At 31.0% G+C, this 17,885-nt stretch carries 20 protein-coding genes and 1 other RNA gene; 20 read left to right on the forward strand and 1 reads right to left on the reverse strand.

What is annotated here, in order from left to right:
- Nucleotides 1–111 precede the first annotated feature (111 nt).
- The 19 genes from N4A40_02400 to N4A40_02490 all read left to right on the forward strand — a co-directional run bounded on the left by N4A40_02400 (nt 112) and on the right by N4A40_02490 (nt 14,345).
- Nucleotides 112–684 (forward strand): DUF502 domain-containing protein, encoded by a 573-nt coding sequence (locus N4A40_02400; GenBank protein ID MCT4660685.1) that lies wholly within the window; start codon nt 112–114, stop codon nt 682–684.
- 101 nt (nt 685–785) lie between these two features.
- Nucleotides 786–1,751 (forward strand): carbohydrate kinase family protein, encoded by a 966-nt coding sequence (locus tag N4A40_02405; GenBank protein ID MCT4660686.1) that lies wholly within the window; start codon nt 786–788, stop codon nt 1,749–1,751.
- 147 nt (nt 1,752–1,898) lie between these two features.
- Entirely contained in the window at nt 1,899–2,261 is a 363-nt protein-coding gene (locus N4A40_02410; protein ID MCT4660687.1) for a YccF domain-containing protein, read from the forward strand.
- A 54-nt stretch (nt 2,262–2,315) separates the two neighbouring features.
- Nucleotides 2,316–2,777 carry an SsrA-binding protein SmpB gene (gene smpB / locus N4A40_02415; GenBank protein MCT4660688.1) on the forward strand — a complete coding sequence of 154 codons (462 nt, stop codon included), beginning with the start codon at nt 2,316–2,318 and terminating at the stop codon, nt 2,775–2,777.
- Nucleotides 2,777–3,134: a transfer-messenger RNA gene (gene ssrA / locus N4A40_02420) on the forward strand. The genes smpB and ssrA overlap by 1 nt, the downstream gene beginning before the upstream one ends.
- 154 nt (nt 3,135–3,288) lie before the next feature.
- On the forward strand, nt 3,289–5,040 hold the full coding sequence (locus tag N4A40_02425; GenBank protein ID MCT4660689.1) for an EAL domain-containing protein: 1,752 nt from the start codon (nt 3,289–3,291) through the stop codon (nt 5,038–5,040).
- A 150-nt stretch (nt 5,041–5,190) separates the two neighbouring features.
- A complete protein-coding gene (locus N4A40_02430) occupies nt 5,191–5,682 on the forward strand; it encodes a Na+/H+ antiporter subunit E (GenBank protein ID MCT4660690.1) in 492 nt (163 codons plus the stop codon).
- A 1-nt stretch (nt 5,683) separates the two neighbouring features.
- A complete protein-coding gene (locus tag N4A40_02435; GenBank protein ID MCT4660691.1) occupies nt 5,684–5,941 on the forward strand; it encodes a monovalent cation/H+ antiporter complex subunit F in 258 nt (85 codons plus the stop codon).
- The gene (gene mnhG, locus N4A40_02440; GenBank protein MCT4660692.1) at nt 5,938–6,225 is read left to right on the forward strand and encodes a monovalent cation/H(+) antiporter subunit G; all 288 of its coding nucleotides are present in this window, start codon (nt 5,938–5,940) and stop codon (nt 6,223–6,225) included. The genes N4A40_02435 and mnhG overlap by 4 nt, the downstream gene beginning before the upstream one ends.
- A gap of 4 nt (nt 6,226–6,229) precedes the next feature.
- A complete protein-coding gene (locus N4A40_02445; GenBank protein MCT4660693.1) occupies nt 6,230–6,781 on the forward strand; it encodes a DUF4040 domain-containing protein in 552 nt (183 codons plus the stop codon).
- Entirely contained in the window at nt 6,765–7,028 is a 264-nt protein-coding gene (locus N4A40_02450; protein MCT4660694.1) for a hypothetical protein, read from the forward strand. Before N4A40_02445 ends, N4A40_02450 begins: the two co-directional genes overlap by 17 nt.
- An 11-nt stretch (nt 7,029–7,039) precedes the next feature.
- The gene (locus N4A40_02455; GenBank protein MCT4660695.1) at nt 7,040–7,417 is read left to right on the forward strand and encodes a hypothetical protein; all 378 of its coding nucleotides are present in this window, start codon (nt 7,040–7,042) and stop codon (nt 7,415–7,417) included.
- The gene (locus tag N4A40_02460) at nt 7,417–7,749 is read left to right on the forward strand and encodes a cation:proton antiporter subunit C (GenBank protein MCT4660696.1); all 333 of its coding nucleotides are present in this window, start codon (nt 7,417–7,419) and stop codon (nt 7,747–7,749) included. Before N4A40_02455 ends, N4A40_02460 begins: the two co-directional genes overlap by 1 nt.
- Nucleotides 7,750–9,345 carry a proton-conducting transporter membrane subunit gene (locus tag N4A40_02465; GenBank protein MCT4660697.1) on the forward strand — a complete coding sequence of 532 codons (1,596 nt, stop codon included), beginning with the start codon at nt 7,750–7,752 and terminating at the stop codon, nt 9,343–9,345.
- 27 nt (nt 9,346–9,372) lie between these two features.
- The gene (locus tag N4A40_02470; GenBank protein ID MCT4660698.1) at nt 9,373–10,407 is read left to right on the forward strand and encodes a hypothetical protein; all 1,035 of its coding nucleotides are present in this window, start codon (nt 9,373–9,375) and stop codon (nt 10,405–10,407) included.
- 137 nt (nt 10,408–10,544) lie between these two features.
- Nucleotides 10,545–10,700 (forward strand): hypothetical protein, encoded by a 156-nt coding sequence (locus N4A40_02475; GenBank protein MCT4660699.1) that lies wholly within the window; start codon nt 10,545–10,547, stop codon nt 10,698–10,700.
- 176 nt (nt 10,701–10,876) lie between these two features.
- Nucleotides 10,877–12,049, forward strand: coding sequence for a phosphopentomutase (locus N4A40_02480; protein MCT4660700.1), 1,173 nt, complete (start codon nt 10,877–10,879; stop codon nt 12,047–12,049).
- A gap of 143 nt (nt 12,050–12,192) precedes the next feature.
- Nucleotides 12,193–13,200, forward strand: a complete 1,008-nt coding sequence (locus tag N4A40_02485; protein MCT4660701.1) for a nucleoid-associated protein — start codon at nt 12,193–12,195, stop codon at nt 13,198–13,200.
- An 11-nt stretch (nt 13,201–13,211) separates the two neighbouring features.
- Nucleotides 13,212–14,345 carry a YibE/F family protein gene (locus N4A40_02490; protein ID MCT4660702.1) on the forward strand — a complete coding sequence of 378 codons (1,134 nt, stop codon included), beginning with the start codon at nt 13,212–13,214 and terminating at the stop codon, nt 14,343–14,345.
- A 62-nt stretch (nt 14,346–14,407) separates the two neighbouring features.
- On the opposite strand, the gene N4A40_02495 is transcribed toward N4A40_02490, so the two are convergent.
- Nucleotides 14,408–16,483, reverse strand: a complete 2,076-nt coding sequence (locus N4A40_02495) for a 5'-nucleotidase C-terminal domain-containing protein (protein MCT4660703.1) — start codon at nt 16,481–16,483, stop codon at nt 14,408–14,410.
- Between the two features lie 163 nt (nt 16,484–16,646).
- Between N4A40_02495 and N4A40_02500 the strand changes: the two genes are divergently transcribed.
- A complete protein-coding gene (locus tag N4A40_02500) occupies nt 16,647–17,885 on the forward strand; it encodes an HlyD family efflux transporter periplasmic adaptor subunit (protein ID MCT4660704.1) in 1,239 nt (412 codons plus the stop codon).

Genomic DNA, 17,885 nt, shown 5'->3' on the forward strand with positions numbered 1-17,885 from the left:
TGGGTAATACATAAATAGAAAATGCAAATATGACGAAACTGTAAATAAGTTATTACATGAATACTATTAAAACATAAAAAGCTTGAAATTGCAATCTAAAAGGAGGAAAAAATGAAAAAAGTACAAAAAACATTTTTGGCAGGAGTGTTTACTCTTTTGCCACTAGCACTAACTCTGTATATTATAAAATTGGTGTTTAATTTTTTCGATAATATGTCGAGAAACGTGATACAGAACTTTGTAGGATTCTATATACCAGGTCTTGGATTTTTGTTGACACTAGGGCTTATATTTATAGTGGGTATTATAGCAAATCACGTAATTGGTAAGAGGTTGTTTGATTTTTTTGGACATTTATTTGGAAAAATTCCATTTGTTAATTTAGTGTATAAGGCAATAAAAGATGTAAGTACGACTCTTTCGAAAAAATCAACAGAAGGTTTTTCAAGGGTGGTTTTAGTTGAATTTCCAATGAAGGACACTTTAAGTATTGGATTTATAACTAATGAAGAGATTACAGTAAATAAAGATGGGAAAGTAGCTGTATTTATTCCCACAACACCAAATCCAACAAATGGATTTTTAATCATGGTCGATCCAGATAAAGTAAAGCCATCTGAATTGACTATAGATGAAGCAGTTAAAACGGTTATGAGTATGGGAAGTGTGGGCTCTGCACTTTAGAGTCTATATTATTTTTTTATAAACTTTGGCGATTCTCCTATAAAAATGTATCATAATGTGGTACAATACATAGGTATTTGTATTAGGAGGGAGACGGGGTAATGAGCGGTAGTGAGCCTTATATTTTAGTTTTTGGAGCATCGGTAGTTGATATTTTTGGATTTAGTAAAGCTAAATTTAGACAATATAATTCAACACCAGGCAGAGTGAAAATGTCATTTGGTGGGGTTTGTCGTAACATAGCAGAGAATATGGCAAGAGTTGGTATTAATACACAATTCATCTCGATATTAGGAGATGACGAAAAAGGTAGAAGAATGCTAGATCATGCTGAAGTTATTGGATATGATATGACAAATTCATTAGTCCTAAAAGATGGAGGAACGCCTACTTATTTGGCAATACTAGACGAAAAAGGTGTAATGGTATCTGCAATAGCAGATTTGGACAGTATTCATGAAATGAATACTGAATTCATAGATTCAAAAGCTACAATTTTTGAGAATGCTGAATATGTTGTTGTTGATTCTGATGATCCAGAAATATTGGAATATGTTTTAACAAAATTTGGTGATAAAACTAAGTTTGTATTGGATCCAGTATCAGCTGAAAAAGCAAAGAGTGTTAAACATCTAGTGAAATATTTTCATACTATAAAGCCAAATAGATTTGAGGCAGAAAAATTACTAGGATTTGAAATAAAAGATGATTCTGATTTAGTCAGAGCAGCTAGAGTCTTCCATGAAGAGGGCGTCGAAAAAGTATTTATAAGTCTTGATGAAGATGGAATATTTTATTCTGATGGTATAGATCAAGGGAAAATTAAAGCCATGGAAGTGACAATTAAAAATGTTACGGGTGCTGGAGATGCTTTTGTTGCAGGATTGGGCTATGGATATTATAATGACGTGGACATAGTAGAAACTGTTAAATTTGCAATTGCAATGGCAAATATAGCTATAGCACATGAAGAGACGATTAATCCTGATATGAAGGAATCTATGGTTAGGGAATACATGAAAACAACAGAATGGGTATGGGAGTCATTTAAACATATTTCGAATTAAATTATTTTAGTTGATTTATAGCCTTGTGGTAATTACCGCAGGGCTATTTTTTATGACTAGAGTGATTTACAATCATGACTTTGGTAACTAGGTTAAGTTTTTGAGGTTTGATATACTAAATGTGAAATAAAAAGGAGGAATAAATAAATGAGTTTATTAGGGAATTTACTTTGGATAATATTTGGAGGACTGTTGTCAGCTATTGGCTGGACATTAGCAGGAATTATTTTGTGTATAACTGTGGTCGGGATACCATTTGGTATGCAGTGTTTCAAGATTGCAGGACTTACTTTAGTTCCATTTGGCAGAAACGCTGAAGTTGGTGAATTTGGAGCAGGCGGTCTGCTTTTAAATATTCTTTGGATAATATTCCTTGGATGGGAATTATGTTTAGGACATTTGATATTTGGAGCGTTATTATGCGTGACTGTAATAGGGATACCATTTGGATTACAACATTTTAAACTAGCAAAACTTGCATTATTACCATTTGGTGCCAAGATTAATTGACTTATTCGTTGAAATTTGCTATAATAGGGAAGTCTTGTAAGGAGAGTGTTGAGCATGGCAAGTGAAAATTACAGAGTGATAGCAAACAACAAAAAAGCTAGGCATGATTTTTTTATAGAAGATACTATTGAAGTTGGAGTTGTTTTGACTGGAACTGAAATAAAGTCTATTAGAAAAGGAAAAGTTAATTTGAAAGATAGCTATGCTAGCATAAAGGATGCAGAAATATTTGTGTATTCTATGCACATTAGTCCTTATGAGCAAGGTAATATCTACAATGTTGATCCTTTGAGAGTTAGAAAGTTATTGCTTCATAAGCGAGAAATTAGAAAACTGATAGGATATGTTCAGCAGAAGGGATATTCCTTGATTCCTCTAAAGCTTTACTTAAAAGGTGGTAGAGCCAAGATTGAATTGGCAGTAGCAAAGGGTAAGAAGCTTCATGATAAAAGACAGACTCTTGCTAAAAAAGATGCTGATCGCCGAATGAGAAAGCATATGAGTGAGAAATATTAGGGGTCGAAAATGGTTTCGACGGGGATGTGGAACATAGAGTAGCTGGTAGTGTTTACGTTCGGGTTCACTTCAAAAACTAGAACATAAATATAAACGCAGATAATAATAATTACGCATTAGCTGCCTAAGTTGCAGCTGACTTACTAGATTAGACCTGCCTAGTCTAGCTTAAGTCTCAAATTAAAGCAGGAAACGGCATCTAGGGTGTCTAGACTAGATGGCTGTATTATAGGCTCGCGGATTTGAAATCTTGTTGCTAAGAGTTCATTGAAGTTAAATATAAATTAGCAACTGTATCAGGAGAAGCTCTGTGGAAAATGTTTTCGGACGTGGGTTCGACTCCCACCGACTCCACCATATTAAAAAATCTCAGACATTGTCTGAGATTTTTTTGTTACGTTAAATACGGAATATAGTAAAATGTTTTGATAATAAAAGTAATAAAGAACACATAAATTTAAAATAAATATGCTATAATAAAAACTAGTGGTATCGGGGGAAAGGAAATTTAATGAAGATAAAGAAGCGCTATGTTATTTTGATGATATTTATTTTCGTAGAAATGATGTTTTTTTTAAGTAGACGAATGAATCAAAATTGTGAAGACTTTATTAGAAGTGCAGAAAAAGAAATACATCACCAAATATCTATAAATACGGAATACTATAACAAATTGGCTTTAGAAAATATAGATGAGGTAAAAAGATTATTTTATCGAAGAGATTGCGATTCTAGAGTGGAATATGGATATAGGTATTTGCAAGAAGATGATTATGTTTATTTATTTGATAAAAGTGTATTTAGACAGAGTAATTATAGCAAAGGCACTTTTAACAACAAATATATTTGTGAAGGGTATAACAGAGAGGTACTAGAAGAAAATGGCAGAACATATCAAGTTATATATGGGGAAATAGTAGATAAATTTGGAATACAGCGAGTTTATTTTTTGAATACAGATAGTATAATAAATTATGCTAGAAAGAAATTCATGGTAAGCATGCATCCTATACTTATCAATTTACTCATATATTTAATTGTGTTTTTAGTATACATTTATGAAGGATATTTTATGAATGACGAAAGTGGTATGAAAAACTATTTAGCGTTTGACTTTTTTTACAGAAGAAAGATTAATTCTGAAAAACTTAATAGAAAAGCATTGATTGTAAGCATTGTAAATTTCGATGTAATATGTGAAAAAAGATCAATGAAAAAATGCTTTGGAATGATTAAAAGGTTTTTGATAATGAACACAAAAATCAAATGTATATATTTGAGAAAGGGAACGTTTTTGTTTTTGTCGAAAAATCAGAATGAATATTGGATAGGGTTCTTCGAAGAATTTTCTGATTTGATTTTGAATAAAAAAAAGAGTGCAAAAATATTGTATTCTGAAATTAAATTTGATGTGGATATTGATCCGGGAGATATAAAAGAATTAGATGAGTATATCAAATATCATGATTTAGGAGTCGTAAGCCAGATTAGTATGAATGCTGTTATTCACTATGGAGAACGAGAGAAAAATATAGGGAGGATATTAGATGAATGCTTAGAATATAGCGAAAAATCTATAATACCTTATTTTCAGCCACTTTATAGTGTAAAAGATGAGAGTATAACAAGATACGAAGTACTTATGCGTTTTAAGTACAAAGACGAAGTGTTAGCTCCTTATCCATTTATTTGTTTTGCCGAGAAGCATGGTTTGATTTCTGTACTAGATATGCAATTGTATGAGGCCTTTTTCAAAAAACTTACAAGCGATAGTAGTGAATTTTCAAAGTATAAATATTCTATAAATTTGTCAGGTATAGAATTAAATGAAAGGTTTATAGATGAGTTAGTTAAAAAACTAAAATGTTATGATATACCAGAAAGTCTGATTACACTTGAAATTACAGAGACTAGTGCTTATGATTTCAATGATAATTTTGTAAGATATCTAAAAAAATTACAAAATAAGGGATTTAAAATAGCGATAGATGATTTTGGTTCTGGTTTTTCAAATTTCAATTTACTTCGTGTGTTGGATGTCGATTTTGTAAAGATTGATGGAAGTTTAGTTAGACATGTATTAGATGATGAAAAAGCACGTAAGAGGCTTCAGTGCATTATAAATATGTTAAAATTAGAGAGTGTAAAGATTGTTGCCGAATTTGTAGAATCAAAAGAATTAAGAGACGAATTGGAGAAAATGGGTGCAAATTATTTGCAGGGCTATTATATTGGTAGACCTGATAAAAAACTAGTTGATTAGATGAAAGAGAAATCGATGATTATCATTGATTTTTCTTATTTTTTTACAAAATTTAGATACAAAAAATGTTAGACTTTTCCATAAAAGGGGTAAAAGATTATAAATGAAGTTATAGAAATAAAATATACGGTATTTATAAGGGTGGTTTTGATGAATAAATTGCTTAAATGGGTGTCCTATTTGTTTTTTTGGATGATATTAGAATCTTCTTTTTCCATAGAATCATTGGTAAAAGGGATTATAGTTGCTAGCATAGTTCTTTTGTTTTCAAATAAAATTTTCAAAAATAATGATGTTAAATATTTGAAAGGACAAGCTATTTGGAGAACTATTTGGTTTTTAGAAATTGTAATGGTAGAGATGTTTAAAGCTGCATTTCAGCATATAGTAAGAATAATGATAGGTGACGACACACCAGTTATATTAGAAGTAGAGCTCGAGTTCAAAGATCCATTTATTACCATGCTAATAGCAAATGCTATAACTCTTACACCAGGAACTATTACACTTAAAGTGGAAGGGTCAAAACTTACGGTTCTTGGATTTGCAAAAGATTCATTTGAGGAAGAAGCAATAAGGCACACTATATTGTCAAGGTTTCAAAAACCATTTGTAAAAAAACAGAGGATTAGGGGAGAGTAATATGTTAAAGGCTACATGTTATATTTTGATATTTGCGATATTAGTACTGGTCATATATTTACTCAGGAGTAAAAACGTTTGGGAAAGAGTCATGGTTATTAATTTACTTAGTATAAAAACCATATTGCTTATAACTGTGTTTGCTGTTTTAATGGACTTGCCAGTGATGTTAGATATTACAATAACATATAGCATCATAGGTTTTGTTGCTATAACACTTATATCACGGTTTTTATTGAGTGGGGGTAGGTTGAAATGATAGATGAAATACTTATAGTCTTAGCTTGGTGTTTTCTTTTAATTGGCCTTGCTGGATTATTTAGGTTAAAGGGAATATACGAAAAATTATTAAATAGCAGCAAAATAGATTCTGTTACATTTCTTACATTGATGCTTGCTTTAATAGTTAGATCAGGATGGAGTGAAATGTCGTTGAAACTTGTTATTATATTGATTTTTTATCTCATGACTAATCCTATAGCTAGTCAAATTGTTGCAAGTTCGGCATACAAGCATGGAATAGAACCAAAAGATAGGAAGTGATAATATGTATGTATATTTTTTACTCGCTATTTTGATAATACTTATGGTTTGCATGATTAGAGTGGAAAACAATCTTTACCTGATAATGTATTCTTTTTTCTTTTCATTAATTACGGCGAGCATATATTTTATATACAATGCTCCAGACTTATCATTAGCTGAAGTATCTATAGGTTGTGGTTTGGTACCACTTATATATATAATTGCTGTTTCAAAACAGAAGACATTCGTAGTTGTTGTATTTAGAGGTGTTGGTAGAGGCGAGCTAAATGATGATAAAATAGAAAAACAATTTGAAGATCTGATGAATGAGTTTTCAGAGTATTACAAATTGAAACTAAAAATATATCATTACAAGGCAAATTACAGACCCTCAAGAAGAAAAGCTTTGAGAGAAGGTCATATTGATTTATTGGTAACATACAATGGAAAGCAAAATTTTCTCGAAATAGAGGGAAATAGTCAAAATCTTATGATTAATAGACTGAAATATCTATTGATGTCTTACGAATCAATACAATTGAAAGAGGAGGTAAATGATGAGAAAATATTTTAAGATAATGGTTAGTATTTTTTTATTGTTAATTTCCTTTATGATAATAGATATAGTTTTAAATGAATTTTCAGGATATAATACTAGCGCAGCAAATTATTATAGAGCGAATAGTTTTGCAGAGACTGGAGCTAGAAATTATGTGACAGCTATATACTTAGACTATAGATTATTTGATTCGATATTTGAAGCTACTATATTATTCATAGTAGCAGCAGGCGTTTCTTATCTAGGGCATAGTGAAAAATAGGGGGAGTTTGCGTGAGTGAGTATAATGTATTAAAAGCTATTAGTCGAGTACTTTTTCCATATATACTTATATTTGGATTGTATATAATAATAAATGGCGATTTGTCGCCAGGTGGAGGATTTCAAGGTGGGGTAGTACTTGCTACTTCATATTTTTTGTTGTATTTCATAAAGGGAGAACAGATACTAGATGTAAAAAAAATATTTATATATGAGAAATTCTTATTTTTATTACTGGTAGTACTTTCGACAATGATTCTATTTAATAGATCATATGTTGGAGATCTGAGAAGATGGATGCTCATGATATTAAATTTAATCATAGGATTTAAAGTTGCGTTAGGTGTAGGTGGAATAATAGGGCTATTCTTGGGAGAGGGGCAAGTTTAATGATTAAATATGTATTAGTATTTTTTATAATAGCACTTGGATTTTATATGATTGTTTTTTCAAAAAACATAATAAAAGCAATTATTGGATTGAGTACAATACAGAGCGCATTGATACTTATGTTTGTATTTTTTATGGATAAGACAGGAAATACACTTCCTATAGAGGGAATAGGAAAAGGTATTGCAGTTGATCCACTACCACAGGCATTAATGATTACGGCCATAGTGATTGGAGCATCTATTACAGCTCTTACTCTTATGATATCTATAAAAATTTTTCACTATTATGGGACATTAGAATGGAAGAGAATCTTTGAAAGGGTTGATTAAATGAATGTATTGGCACTAGGACTTGTATTTATCCCAATGATTCTTGGTATATTTTTATATCTTCTAGACAGCAAAAAGTCTAATAGATTTGTTTTTATATTTCAATTAATTTTTAGTTTGGGGATAATTTTGCTTATTTATAAATTGCACTTATACTCCAATTATTCGTGGGTCATAGGTGATTTAGACAAAATAGCTGGAATTGAGATTAGTTTAGATAATATAAGTCTCACATTTATGGGAATGACTAATATAGGCATATGGATAATATTTTTATACTCTTGGGATGAAAAAGCTGAAAATACAAAGTTTTGGTTTTTTATAGAATTCATACAAGGAGCATTGTATATGCTTTTTATCGTTAACGATTTGTTTTCTATGTTTGTTGGATTCGAGTTAGTTACCATACTTTCTAGTTTGATGATTTTATTAAAGAAGGATTCGAAATCATTGAAAGCGAGTCTGTATTATCTATTATACAATAGTGTGGGAATGATATTTTATCTATTAGGAATAATACTACTATATGTAAAGATAGGAACTCTTAATATAGACTTAGTTCACGATGCAGTCGAAGTGTTAGGTTATACTCCAGAGCTATTATTATGCTATGGATTATTTATAACTGCATTTTGCTTAAAGTCTGCGGTTGTACCGATGAGCAGTTGGTTGCCCCTAGCACATAGTTCTGCTATGACTCCGATTTCGGCATTTTTATCTGGGTTACTTGTAAAAATTGGAGTATATGGTTTTATTAGAATACAAATGATGATGCCTATTTACGATATGAATTCATTCTTGCTTATTGTTGGAATAGTTACAGCTTTGTTTGGTATATTTATGGCTATTATAGATAATGATATGAAACGCATATTAGCTTTTTCAACAATATCTCAAATGGGGCTTATAATAATAAGTTTGACAGGACAAGAGATAGCTAGCAGTGGAACTATGCTTCATTTGATTAATCACTTTTTTTCTAAGAGTTTGTTATTTTTGATTGTAGGAACTATAATAACACTTACTAAAGAGAGAGATATTAGAAAGATTAAATCGTTATATCAATATAGCCCGATGCTTTCGTTTGCATTGATTATAGCCATACTTTCTATGACAGGGGCACCTTTGTCGGCGGGTGCTTTAAGTAAATTCTTGGTTAAAAAGAATTATTATGATACTAATATTTCAGCATTTTTTTATTTGATGAATTTAGGTACAATGGCAGTATATTTTAGATTTATAAAAATACTTATGGGAGATACTATCAAGAGAGCTAGTTTGTTATTTAAGCAAAAATTAGTTTTTGTAATGATGAGCTTAGTTATAATAGTATCGGTAGCAATAGAAGCAATTGTAATAGATACAAAATTACTTCATAAATGGCTTAACTTTGGAAACATTATTTCTGAATTAGGAATTTATTTTTTATTCTTAATTATAATAGCTATAGGATATAGAAAACTCAAACTTAGTCACAGAGCTATAGTTAGGTATATTCGTTCAAGAAAATTAACTTTCCCAGAAGCAACGGGTGCAGTGATTTTTTTCTGGTTTATGATTATAGTTCAAGTTTATTATTCGGTTAAATTAAAATAAAAAGTAATGTACTTAGGGGGATTTTTAATGAATGATTTAGACGTTGTAATTGCTCTTATGATCGCATTGTTTATACTATCGATGGTGTTTTTTTTCTTCTTGCAAAGACAGGTCAACAAACAATTAAAAAGGAGTCATTCTATACGCCATTTAGTAAATAAAAATAGTGAATTATACTATTATGCCTATTGGATTATAATTGGAGTACTGATTGGCATATTTATGAAGGCGAATGTTAGCAGAAATATACTTAGATTTGAAAGTCAAAATCAAGCATTTTTTGTTTATATATTATGCCTTATTCCTTTTTTTTACTCATTTTTTATTCTATGGAGATTAAACAATGCTTCCAAAATATCTTTAAAAAAATACAATAGTCAATTTAGCAGAGTGCTATTTGTAAATTGTATACAGGTATTAGGCTTTTTTAGCTTTATAGCTAAAGAAAGAATATTGGCTGGTATTGTTGTTATATCAATTAGTATCTACTTACTGAGAAGAAAAAAACGATTGCATCAACTACACAAGAAAATCAAATATATAATTCTTATAAATATGATATTAGCTAATATAGTTACTGCATCCATGATGCTTCACTTTACTATAATTGTATTTGATGAATTTAGAGTGAGTCCTATACTTACTATATCTTATGTTGATTCAGAAATTGATTCGAATGACAATATATTGGAAGTTAGTGATATACAGCCTTACAATTCTATGATCATATTTTATTTAGCTTTGATAGAATTAGTATTTTTGGTACTAAATTATGTAGCTATATTGATAATGACATATTTAGATTATTTATTTGGAATATTTATAGAGGATTTCACGGTTTTATATGATAGTAGCGGAGAAATTATAGATACTGGTATAATAAAAAATATAGAAGGCGATTTTATAAATTTTATATCGGTGAATGAGCATAAAGCTGACGATTGGTTCTTGTTAAGCAGTGTTGTTTATAATCAAAGATTTGTTTCCAAAATGGATAAAAACTATAATTTGATATACAGAATGTATGAAGAGAATAAAGGAGTTACAATAGAATTTAGCTAAAGTTTAAAAAAATTAACATTTTACACTGTTTTATTCATCAAAAATTCATATTTAAATAGTATAATCAGGGTATAAGTTAAAAACATAGAAAATAACTGATTTTTATTATATATAAATTTGAATGGGATGTGAATTTTATGGAAAATATTAATAGATTTGAACTAATTAGTAAAGATGAAGAACAAGGCGTTGAGTACGAAAACTGTACTTTAAATTTTAAAATTGGAGATTTTGAGATAGTGCTTGAATGGAGATCTAAAAAGAAAAATGCATTGGTATTTAATCCAGCTTAGGAGCTATAAATATTTAGAGCTTTGATTGATTTTGTGTTTGAAATTAATCGAAGCTCTATTTTTGTTTTTAGAAGTAAAATATAAATGTAAAAGTGTGATAAGTATCATTGACAGGAAGGCTTTGAGAAAGTATCATATAATTAGTTTAGGTATAGGTTATTAGGAGGGAATAAAATATGATTAAAAGAGTAATATGGATAGTAATGGATAGCGTAGGTATGGGTTACATGCCAGATGCTGAAAAATATGGAGATGTAGGAGCAAATACAATAGGACATATTTGCGAAGCTATGGGTGGGCTTAATTTACCTAATATGGAAAAGTTAGGTTATGGAAACATAGAGTCGATAGTTGGTCCTAAAAAAGTGAATGAACCAATTGGTTGTTATGCAAGATTTGCAGAGCAGAGCAATGGAAAAGATACAACTACTGGTCACTGGGAGATGGTTGGTATAGTATCTGAAAAACCTTTTCCAACGTATCCAAATGGATTTCCACAAGATGTTATAGATAAATTTAAGGAAGTAACAGGTTTAGATATGCTTGGAAATAAAACTGCTTCAGGAACAGCAATTATAGAAGAACTAGGTGAAGAACATGTAAAAACTGGGACACCTATAGTATATACTTCTGCAGATAGCGTATTTCAGATAGCTGCACATGAAGAAATTATTCCATTAGAAAAATTATATGATATTTGCCAAAAATCAAGAGATTTCTTACAAGGTGAACATGGGGTCGCTAGGGTAATTGCAAGACCATTTATAGGTTCAAAGGGAAGCTTTACAAGAACTGCTAACCGTCATGATTTTTCACTTATGCCACCACACAAGATGGTCTTGGATTCTTTAAAAGATGCAGGATATCCTGTAATGGCAGTGGGTAAAATTGAAGATATATTCTTGGGTCAAGGTGTTACAGATGCTGTTCATACCAAGAATAACATGGATGGTATGGACAAAACATTAGAGTATATGGCTCAAAGTGAAAAAGGTTTGATATTTACAAATTTAGTTGACTTTGATATGCAATGGGGTCACAGAAATAACGTAGAAGCATATGGTCGTGGTCTAGAAGAGTTTGACGTACGCTTAGGAGAACTTATGGACAAAATGGAAGATACAGATGTGTTGTTTATAACGGCAGACCATGGTTGTGATCCAACGCACCCAGGAACAGATCATACTAGAGAATATGTTCCATTTTTGGCATACGGAAAGGAATTAAAGGCAGGATTTGATTTAAAAACTCGAAATAGTTTTGCAGATATGGGTCAAACTATAGCTGATATATTCGAGGTAGAATCTATCAAGAATGGAGATAGTTTCTTAAAGGATATATTAAAATAAATTATATTGTATATAAATATAGTATTTTAGAGAGAGGTTAAAAACCTCTCTTTTTTGATTAATGGACAATTTGCTTGATTAACTTTATAATAAAGAATGGACGAAGTTTTATAAAAGAATAATGCAGATGAGGAGATTTTAATATGGATGATAAGATAAAAATTGATAGAGGGATTTTACATATATTAGATATAGAAAATGGTATGCCTATTTTCTCGGATAATTTTCTAGAGGATGATGAAGCGAGTTTAGATTTCGTTTATGCTCACATATTGAATTTAATTGATGATTTAAAAGTTAAGAAACTTTTTTTTAGAGAGGAAGACAACAAGGTCAGGATAATAGCTGAAAAATTGAGTGAAGATGGGGAGTATTTTTTAGAAGCTACAAAAGAAATTGGTCAAATTTTTTATGGATTACTTGATAAATATGTTGATATAAGTGCTGGAGACTATATTTTTGTTAAATTCGATATGAATGGAGATCCATGTTTTGGAATGTTTAAATTTCCATATAAGGAGAGTTATATTCATTATGTAGAGAGTAGTGAAAATGGTCAACAAAATAAAATTATAAGGCAAATGACTACACTTCCTGGATTAAAGCAAAAGATAGGAGAGTGCTTTATAATCAATCTAAATACACTAGAGGTATATCTAAAGGAAAAAAAATGCGAGATTGATGGTGAAAAAAGATATTATCTTTCAGAACTAGTATTAGAGGTTGAAGAGGGCAAGTCAACATATGAAAAAATGAAACAATGTGAGCAAACAATGAAATCAGTTGTAAAAAAATATTGTGATGATGAGCAAAAAGCTATGCAAAAATTTAAATCAGAGATGTCTCGAAAAGCATTTGAAGATGAAGAAATTGTATTTGAAGAAATTGTAGATGCAGTTTTTAAAGAACAGCATGAAATAAAGGAAATATGCAAGGATGAAATGGATAAAAAAGGATTACTTAAAGATAAGATAGAGGTTAGCGAACCAGTGCAAAAGACACTCACAAAAAAACACAAAATATTGATAGATGAAGGTATTGAAATAAAACTTCCAGTAGAATATCTAGATAGGCAGGATAAGATTGAGATAATCAATAACCCAGATGGTAGCTTATCATTCATAATAAAAAATATAAATAAAATAAAGTAGAGGTGTTGTATGTGAAGGATTGGATAAGACAGCGGTTATTTATCATACTTGTTTTGGTTAGTATACCTATAATTATTTGGCAGTCACCAGTTATTGGTAATAAACATAATATACCTAAATACTTTAATCAAGATTTTGAAAAAGCAAAAGTAGTTTCTGTGGATTCAGAAGAGTTAGAGGCCGATGAAGCTATTCCAGGTAGATTCAATGGCAAACAGGAACTAAAAATAGAAATACTGACAGGAAAGTATAAAGGAAATATATATGAATCTACAAATTTACTCACCAGAAGTCATAATGTGTTAGCTAAAGAGAATATGAATATTGTTGCAGGAATACATGAGACAGATGAAGGTCCTCAGGCTTGGGTTTACAATTATAGGAGAGAAATAAGTGTTTTTGTTATAATGGGTGTGTTTTTGATGTTGCTCATTTTGCTAGGAGGAATGAAGGGGTTTAGATCGGCTATTTCATTGATATTTACAGGAACTATAGTGATATTTGTGCTAGTACCAGAACTGTTTAGTGGAAGAAGTGCAGTAGTTACAACTATAATACTGATGTCTATTACAGTAGTTATATCGTTTATACTGATAAGTGAATTTAATAAAAAAACAATAGCTGCCATATTAGGTACAATAGTAGGCATGAGCATTGCAGGATTAATATCGTTTATTGCCGGAATGGTTACTAATTTATCAGGAGTAAATATGCAGCAAGGAGATCAATTAGCTTATATGGTTCAGGGCTATGGCATAGATATATCAGGATTGATGTTTGCAGCTATATTGATAGCATCGATAGGTGCAGTCATGGATGTAGCAATGAGCATTGCTTCAGCTATTTCTGAAATACACGTTCATAGACCTGATTTAAAAAGAAAAGCTTTGTTTTTGTCAGGAATGAATGTTGGCAAGGATATTATGGGAACCATGTCTAATACATTGATACTTGCTTTTGCAGGTGGTTCGCTGACGACTATGATGCTAATGTATGGATATCAGCTTCAACCACTTCAGTTTCTAAATTTGCAAGAAGTTGCTATAGAAATGATACAAGGTTTTTCAGGCAGTATAGGAATAATACTCACAGTTCCAATTACAGCTATAATTAGTGCTCAGCTCATAGCGTGTGATAAAAAATAAAAAAGAACATAAGAAAAGCTAGTACTTGTAAATGTTTATACAAGTTACTAGCTTTTTTAAATCTATTTTGCTGGAATTACAAGCTTTTGTCCAACATTTATAACATTAGGGTTTTTAAGATTATTGCTAGATGCAAGATCTTCCCATTTCATGCCGAATTTTTCAGCAATTTTCCAAAGAACATCTCCTGATTTTACAACGTAAATTTGAGTATCAGTTGCTTTAACTATTTCTTTAGCAGGAACTTTAACTTCCTCTTTTGTAGCAGGGGTATTTTCCTTTTCGCTAACTACAGGAGCTTTAACTTCTTCTTTTGTAGAAGTAGTGTTTTCACTGATAACGCCCTCTTTTAATAGCTCGTTTACATTTAGAGCTTTAACATTTTTAGTTCTACCATCTTCAGATGTTGGTATAGCTAATTTTCCTTCTTTTACGAGATTGAAAATAACTTCTTTGTAAGGTGAATCTAAAGAAACACCAATTATTTTCCAGTTATTATCAACAGTAGGGTTTAATGTTCCTTTTTTTACTTCTTTAGTGTATCTAACTATTAATTCTCTGATTCTACCGCCATCTTGGAATTCATCGTAAGCGTCGTAATATTTATCTTCTGCTTTTATCAATTCAAGACCTTGTAGAGTTCCGTAACGATAGTTGTTTACAGCTAATTTATATACCTTTTTAGGATCTAATTCTTTTCCAGCTACTTTTACATTTTTGATTCTATTTCCAACTTCTTGGCTTAAATCGATATCATAAGAAACGCCAGAGAACATGTCATAGTTATAGCCTCTTACTTTAGGATTGAAACTAATAGTTACGTCTCCGTCTTTAGCAGCATTATAATAACTAGCAGACCATTCCATATATTTGATAAGGTTTTCACCAGTGATGTTTACTCCCATCAAAGTGTTGTCATATTTGTAGATATAAGCAACATCTTTTTTCTTGAAGTCTCCAGCTTTTAGATTTGATCCAAAATTGAAAAGTGCAGCAGAACTTACATCTGCTTTAGAATAATACATTTGAACTTCATTGATTAAATCAATAACAGAAGTGTCTTCTAATTGTGCAGTTGGCATAGTTGTTATTTTATCTTCGCCAGTTATATAGTCTGGACGCTGGATAAAATCAGCTGTTATTTTACCAACTACTTCATTTGCATCAGCGATAGATTTATCATGAACTGATTTGAATTCTTCTAATATAGTAGCATCTTCATCAACTGGTTTAGTTTCTAAGTTTTCTCCAGTGACTTCCTTTACAGTCCATTTATCATTTTCTTTGTTTAGTTTAATCTGAACTTTTGCAAGAGCCCAACCGTATTTTTTAGGTTCAACTATGCGAACGCCATTTACTTCCTCATTGATAGCAGAGTGAGCGTGACCAGCTAAAATAGCGTCAAATTCTGGACAGGCATTAGCAACTTCACGAACGCCCTCATAACCGTGCTCTCCTTCAGGACCAACGTGGTATGCACCAACTAATACATCATATTTACCTTCTAATTCTTTGATAACTTTTTTTGTTTCTTCCAATACTGGCTTAAATTCTAAACCTTTGAAGTGTGATGGAGTACTAGCTTCCCATACAGGAACGTATGGTGGAATCATACCAACCACTGCAACTTTAACGCCATCTACATCAAATATTTTGTATCCATCAACAAAACGTTCTTCAGTTCCTTCTTTATATATGTTTGAAGCCAAAACAGTTCCATTGAATCCCTTAATATTTTTTTCAACAATGTCTAATCCAAAATTGAATTCATGGTTTCCAAGAGTCCATACATCATATTTCATTTCATTTAATACTTCGATCATTGGATGTACAGGTAAATCGTGGAAAAGCGATGCGCTATTATCTTGAATAGTATCACCACAGTCGATTAAAAGTGCTTTTGGATCCTTAGCTCTTTCTTGATCTACTAAAGTTTTAATTTTAGCAAGACCAGCATCACTATCTACTGAATCAGTAGCATAGTTGTAAGCGTAAATTCGACCATGAAGGTCAGATGTTTGTAAAATAGTAACAGTTTTTTCCTCCGAATTAGCTGCAAATACGCTAGCCATTGGTACCATAACAAATAATGTACAAACAAGCATTATTGCTATAGCTTTTAAAGATTTTTTTTGCATAATAAAACCCTCCTCCTAAGTTTGTACTGCCTAATTATTCTATTACAAAAAACCGTTTTCCGCAATAGTAAAGCCAATCCAAATATAAGGAAATTTTAATGTTATTATAAGATTCGAATTGTATAATAAATTAGAAAGAAATACGAGATTGGGAGATGAGGGTATGAAGAAAAAGAAAAAGGCAATGATGGGAATAATTGGAATGGCTCTGATTGTTTTTGTCATTATAATGGGGTTAAAAAGTTTAAGTAAGACAGATAATACATTTAAGTTTGTGAAAACGGATCAAATTGAAATTGATAATTTAGAATCAAAAGTATATACAAATGGAAGAATAATGCCTAAAGATACCAGAGAAGTTGTTGCTGAATTGTCTGGAAAAGTCATGAAAATATTGGTAGAGGAAGGAAATGTAGTTGAGCAAAACGAAGTACTTGCTCAAATGGATGATTTCGATTTACAAAATCAGTTGAAAACTGCTGAACTTAAATTGGGAATAGAAAAGGATACATTGAACAAATTGGTACAGGAAAGCGGACAACAATATAATTCAGCGGCAGAAAATGCAAAAATTAATTATAAGCAGATGCAAAGTAATTACGATGAGCAAAAGAAACTATTTGAAATAGGAGCCATAAGTGAAAAAGATTTAAGCGATGCTAAAGATAAACTAGATCAATGTAAAAATGATTATGCGGCGGCACAGAAAAAGAGTAATACAGGGCTTAACTCGGAAATATCAATTCAAAAAAAGCAAATAGAATCTACCGAACTTAGTATAGCAAAACTTAAAAATGAAATAGAAAAAACTAGGATTAAAGCACCGATAAAAGGTATGGTTTCAGATATATTGACAAAAGAAATAGACCAAATCCAAGCTGGAGAAGTAGCTTTTATTGTTGAAGACGTAGCGAATTTAGAAGTTGTTACATCTATAAATGAATATGAAGTACAAAAAATAGGTTTAAACCAACCAGTTGAAATTCAAGTTGAAGGGTTGGATAAAGTTTATGCAGGGAAGATTACAGATATAGCTTCGGCTGCAAAGGTAGTTAATCTAGGTCAGAGCAAAGAAACGTCAGTTGAAGTAAAAGTGTCGTTTGATGAAGAAACATCAGATTTGAAGTCAAATTACTCAGCAAGCCTTGAAATATTGGCAGATCATAGAGATAATGCATTTACTATACCATATGAAGCGCTAAAAAAAGATCCAGATAGTGGTAAATTGTATATGTTTATGATAAATGAAAATGATGTAATTGCGAAAAAATTCGTAAGAAGAGGTTTAGAAGGTGATTTAAGGGTTGAGGTAATAGCTGAGGAATTAGAGGAAGGAATGAGAGTTGTAGTTAATCCAGATGCAGCATTAGCCGATGGTGACAGTGTAAGATATGCTAATTAG

Source organism: Tissierellales bacterium (genome assembly GCA_025210965.1).
Taxonomy (GTDB): domain Bacteria; phylum Bacillota; class Clostridia; order Tissierellales; family JAOAQY01; genus JAOAQY01.